Raw genomic sequence first — 4,789 nt, forward strand, 5'->3', positions numbered from 1 at the left:
AGCGCAGGCACGCGATATTATCTTTCCGGCAAGTTGCCCGGTTTGTCATTCCGCGGTAGAACGGGTGAGTGGTGAGGCGGTGGCGCGTTGCAGTGGCGGCTTGTTTTGTCCGGCCCAGTTAAAAGAGTCAATTAAACATTTTGTCAGCCGTAAAGCCATGGATATTGATGGCCTGGGCGATAAGCTGGTTGAGCAACTCGTTGACCAGCAGCTGGTGAAAACCCCGGCTGATATCTACACCCTGGATATGCCGGCGCTGATTGGCCTGGAGCGGATGGCAGAGAAGTCGGCGTTAAAGCTGCTTAATGCGATTAAAGCGTCGAGCGAAACCAGTTTGCCCCGTTTTATTTATGCATTGGGTATTCGTGAGGTTGGAGAAGCTACTGCGCTCAATCTGGCTCAACATTTTGGTAGTCTGCAAACTATTATGGATGCCACCGCGGAGCAGCTGCTGGCGGTCAGTGATGTCGGTAATGTGGTAGCAGAGCACCTGCAAAGCTTTTTTGCTGAGCCGCATAACCAGCAGGTTATCGCCGACCTGCAGCGAGTGGGGATAACCTGGCCGGACATTAGTGTACAGCAGGCGTCTGCGCAACCGCTGGCAGGTTGCACCATTGTGTTAACCGGTACGCTCAGTGCGATGGGGCGGGATGATGCCAAAGCCCGCCTGCAGCAATTGGGTGCTAAGGTGTCAGGCTCTGTGTCAGCAAAAACCTATGCGGTGATTGCCGGTGACAATGCCGGATCTAAATTGGTAAAAGCAAATGATCTGAATGTGCCGGTATGGACAGAGCAGCAGATGTTAGAACTCTTTAGCAGTAATGGAGTAGCCTAAGCATGGCGTTGTTGTATCAGTTGCTGACAGACTGGGGCTTATTGTTCCGACCTTATATACGTGATATTGCCCTGGCGATGGTAGCCACCTGTCTGGTGGTATTTGGCGATGATATCAATCGTGTTATTCGTCGTCAGATCAGCAATCTGCACTTTATCTGGCGCACCGGTATTTTTATTCTGGTATGCGCCTTTGGTTATGGCGCTATTACTATCTGGTTAACCCCGGTAGTTGCGGGCTGGCTGGTGCGGCTAACCAACATAGAGTTGCCCTGGGTTTGCCTGGCCATTTTTATTGCCCTTGGCGTGTTCGCTCAGCGCAAGCGCCAGGTGTAACATGGCTAAAGTTGCATTTATATGAACCCACCACATTACTGGCCGTTGTTGGACAATAACGGCTTACTGCAAATTCCAATGCGCTTTTATGGCCTGTTGCTACTGTTGCTTCGTCCTTATCTGTGCTGGGTTACTGAACTGAGCATGATGCGATCTGAGCATAGTTTGCTGAGCCAGTTTTACCCGCGCCAGCATGACTTTTTAGTGGCTTGTCTTATCGCGCTGCCTTTATTGCTGTTGGTCGCGGCACTTAGTCAGCGTCGAGTGAAAGGACATCGCTTCTGGTATTATTTATGGCGCCCCGGGCTGTGGTTGTTATGGCTGGTGACGCTGGCTGATTTTGCCCACAGTATCAGCGCCCTGGATGCCAACGTTATTCTTGATGCTCCGTGGCGATTAATTGCACCCTGCCTGTTGCTGGTGGCGATGTTATGGTTAGCATGCAGTAAAACCCTGCCGATGATTTTCAAAGAATGGCCTGAGCAGGTAAAGCCGGATAACGATACGACGGCGAGTAGCCGTTAATAAGCATGATGCGTTACATGTTTTAGTTTTAGTTGCTGATAGCGCTGTTGCTGCTCAGGTTTTAGGATACTGTTTTCAATTAACAACTGGCATTGATCCAGCAAGCGTTGTTTAAGCGAGGGCGCGCACAATGAACGCGGGCTGGTTAACAGGGTTTGCCATAAATTCAGCGCGATACCGGCATTTTTTGGCATTACTTTGAACGCCAGGGTAAAGGCGTCGAAGGACTCCTGCCAGTTGCCCTGTTTGTACATCGTCACCGCATTGTTATTTAGCTCACGCGGGCCAAGGCGCATGGCCTGGCGCTCCTGTTGTTCCTGTTGTAAATAGCTAGTGAACAGCGGATCGACCAGTTGTCGCTGGCAATGGTTACTAATTTGGCGGAATAGCTCAGCCGATGCCTGACTCAGCCCGACTTCATGTAAGGCTTTGGCCCGATCTAACGCTCCCTCTACTGAAGTTATTTCCTGTAAGGGCTCCAGGGCGCTGAGCATGGCCTGAGCTTTATCTTTATGATCCTGCAAATACAATAATCTGGCTTGAAGCACCTGCTGCTGGCTTTCCAGTGCAGCATGACTGCCATTGGCATACTGACGCTGCACTGTACTGAGCGAAACGACGGCCTGACGGTTTAGCCTACTGCTTTGTTCTTCATCGTCGACACTCAGGGCGTAATCAATACTGGCGCGGGCTAGGGTTAAGTATAAGTCGGGTTGCTCGTACATGGAGTAACGGGCATATTTCACCATATCGCGGGCCGCCCGATACTGATTTTCATAGTCGTGGTTGATGCGCGATAAATGCAGCAATTTCTGTTGGCGAAACATATTGCGGGGTGCAAGCTCTGCGGCTTCCAGCACGTGCTGCTGTGCTTGTTGATAATGCTGCTGTTTAAACTCCAGTTCAGCTAATAAATCCAGGGCAAACAACCGGCTTTCTGAACGCTCCAGTAAAGCTTCTAGTTCAGTAAATGCAAGTTGCTCCTTGCCCTGGGCTAAATGACAACGCACTACCCCCATCCGGGCCCAGCTAAAGTGCTGAATGTTGAGCATGGCACTGAAAAATTTCTCTGCCACAGCGTAATCGCCCTGGCGTAATAAAACATCACCTTTTAAGCGCAATAATAGCGGGAATAATTTATGTTGGCGGGCATCAGCCAGTTGCTGGTCTATCGCTGCCAATGCCCTTTGATCATCTTTGGCATCCAGTGCCAGATACACGTCACGCAGTTGTTGTTTACGCCGCAATACCCGCTCAATTCGCAGCTGCAAATCTTTAATCACAAAAGGTTTAGCGAGAAATTCATCGGGTTGCAGTTCAATGACGCTGTGTACCAGCGACGGATCGGTTTCGGCACTGATAAAAATTACGGCGCAACTTAACTGCTGCAGGCCTTTGGCTTTAATTTCTTCATACAGCTGGAACCCATCCTTACCTTGTTGCTGATTGTGGGCGCAAATAATCAAATCGAATTGATTGTCGCGGCACAGGTTTAACGCGACGTTGGCCCGCTCGGCCAGAAAAATATTCTGATAGCCCAGCTGCTCCAGTGCAAAGCGAAAAAAGCCCTGAGCTAAACTTTGGTCATCTATTACCAGAATACGTTCATCGCGACGCGGCGCAGTGTTCATACAGTTAAGGGTTCCAGCTGACAGTAAACCTGTTGGCTTACTATAGCAAGTTTTGGCTACGGCAACAGCAGATCAATGACAGTGCGAATAAGCATCGTTATTTGTTGCTACCCTTGAACTCACAGGCCAGTGGTCCAATGTTAACTATCAGGGTTATAACGAAGCCTTAATAGAAACCGGGGACTAATGTTAGCTGCTAATGGCTATTGACCCGGCTTAACGGAGGGATTATGAAAAAAGTACTGATATTTTTAACTAACCATGCCACGCTCGGTGACACTGATGAAGCCAACGGCACCTTTTCTCCTGAACTGACGCATGCGCTAGATGTGCTGTTAAAGGCTGACGTACATTACGATTTGGCTTCCATTAAAGGTGGCAAAGCACCACTTTATGGCACTGATATCGCTGATGATGAGGTAAACAGCCGGATCCTGGCCAATGATGAGTTGCAGCACCGGCTTAACAATACTCTTGAGGCGGCAAAATTAAACATTGATGATTACGATGCTATTTTTTACCCGGGTGGCTTTGGCTTATTGTCAGATATCGCAAGCAATGAAACGATTGCCAAATTAAGTGCCAGACATTATGAAAATGGCGGGCTGCTGGCGGCGGTATGTCATGGCCCGGCCGGCTTGTTGCCAATAACCTTAAGTAACGGTGACAAGTTGCTGGCTCATACCGTGGTAACCGGCTTTACCCGCGAAGAAGAGGTAGACTACGGCACTATCGATAAAATTCCGTTTTTGCTGGAAGAGTCGTTAGCCCGCGCAGCAAAGCAGTATCGCAAAGGTCAGCCATGGGCTGAGTTGGTTATTGAAGATAACCGGGTTATTACCGGTCAGAACCCTGCCAGCGCCCATGCCGTCGCTGCAGCGTTGGTAAAGCGATTAAAATAGTTACCAAATAATAAGGTGTTGCTGATAAAAACGTCCTGTTACGGGACGTTTTTTTAGTAATTTTTTTAAGTTGTAGGCTACAGTGTCAGCACGGTATAAGAATTCAGGTAAGAAGTATGTCGTTAGCGTCAATTATGAGCCGAAAAGTGCGTGCAACCACTGAGGATGCCAGCCTGGCAAGTTTGCGAACGTTGTTTACAGAGACAAAGTTTCAGCATGTGCCAGTAGTAAACAGTATGCAGCAGCCAATTGGTATTGTATCGGTGAAGGATTATTTTAAGGTCGTAAGCTCGATGATGGATACCGCCTCAGAAAGTACGACTGAGCTTTTTATGCAAAAGCGCAAAGTAGGCCAGATCATGTCTTCGCCAGTATTCAGTGTGCCGCAAGATACCGGTATTTTGCAGGCGGCCAGTATTTTGGTGGAACGCAATATCAGTTGCCTACTGGTTGTCGACGCTCAGAAACGGTTAATTGGCATAGTATCATGGAAAGATATTATGCGCCGGATCGTCCAGGCCCAACAGAAAAAGCAAAAAGAATCAGCGCAAAAGAAATAAT

General features: G+C 48.8%; 6 protein-coding genes. 5 read left to right on the plus strand and 1 reads right to left on the minus strand.

Annotated features, from left to right (window positions below):
- The 3 genes from ABY802_RS15780 to ABY802_RS15790 all read left to right on the plus strand — a co-directional run.
- A partial coding sequence (locus ABY802_RS15780; protein ID WP_372628082.1) for a helix-hairpin-helix domain-containing protein occupies window positions 1–835 on the plus strand: 835 nt, incomplete at its 5' end.
- Between the two features lie 2 nt (window positions 836–837).
- Window positions 838–1,170, plus strand: coding sequence for a DUF3392 domain-containing protein (locus ABY802_RS15785; RefSeq protein ID WP_372628083.1), 333 nt, complete (start codon window positions 838–840; stop codon window positions 1,168–1,170).
- A 21-nt stretch (window positions 1,171–1,191) separates the two neighbouring features.
- Window positions 1,192–1,695: a DUF2919 family protein gene (locus ABY802_RS15790; RefSeq protein ID WP_372628084.1), complete on the plus strand. Its 504-nt coding sequence runs from the start codon at window positions 1,192–1,194 to the stop codon at window positions 1,693–1,695.
- On the opposite strand, the gene ABY802_RS15795 is transcribed toward ABY802_RS15790, so the two are convergent.
- A complete protein-coding gene (locus tag ABY802_RS15795; protein ID WP_372628085.1) occupies window positions 1,692–3,326 on the minus strand; it encodes a response regulator in 1,635 nt (544 codons plus the stop codon). The two genes, ABY802_RS15790 and ABY802_RS15795, sit on opposite strands and share 4 nt — an antisense overlap.
- A gap of 230 nt (window positions 3,327–3,556) precedes the next feature.
- On the opposite strand from ABY802_RS15795, the gene ABY802_RS15800 reads away from it, so the two are divergent.
- Together ABY802_RS15800 and ABY802_RS15805 are read left to right on the plus strand one after the other, a co-directional pair.
- Entirely contained in the window at window positions 3,557–4,228 is a 672-nt protein-coding gene (locus ABY802_RS15800) for a type 1 glutamine amidotransferase domain-containing protein (RefSeq protein ID WP_372628086.1), read from the plus strand.
- Between the two features lie 116 nt (window positions 4,229–4,344).
- On the plus strand, window positions 4,345–4,788 hold the full coding sequence (locus ABY802_RS15805) for a CBS domain-containing protein (RefSeq protein ID WP_372628087.1): 444 nt from the start codon (window positions 4,345–4,347) through the stop codon (window positions 4,786–4,788).
- The last annotated feature ends 1 nt before the right edge of the window (window position 4,789 follow it).

This window comes from Arsukibacterium sp., from assembly GCF_041616895.1.
In the GTDB taxonomy this organism is placed as follows: Bacteria; Pseudomonadota; Gammaproteobacteria; order Enterobacterales; family Alteromonadaceae; genus Alishewanella.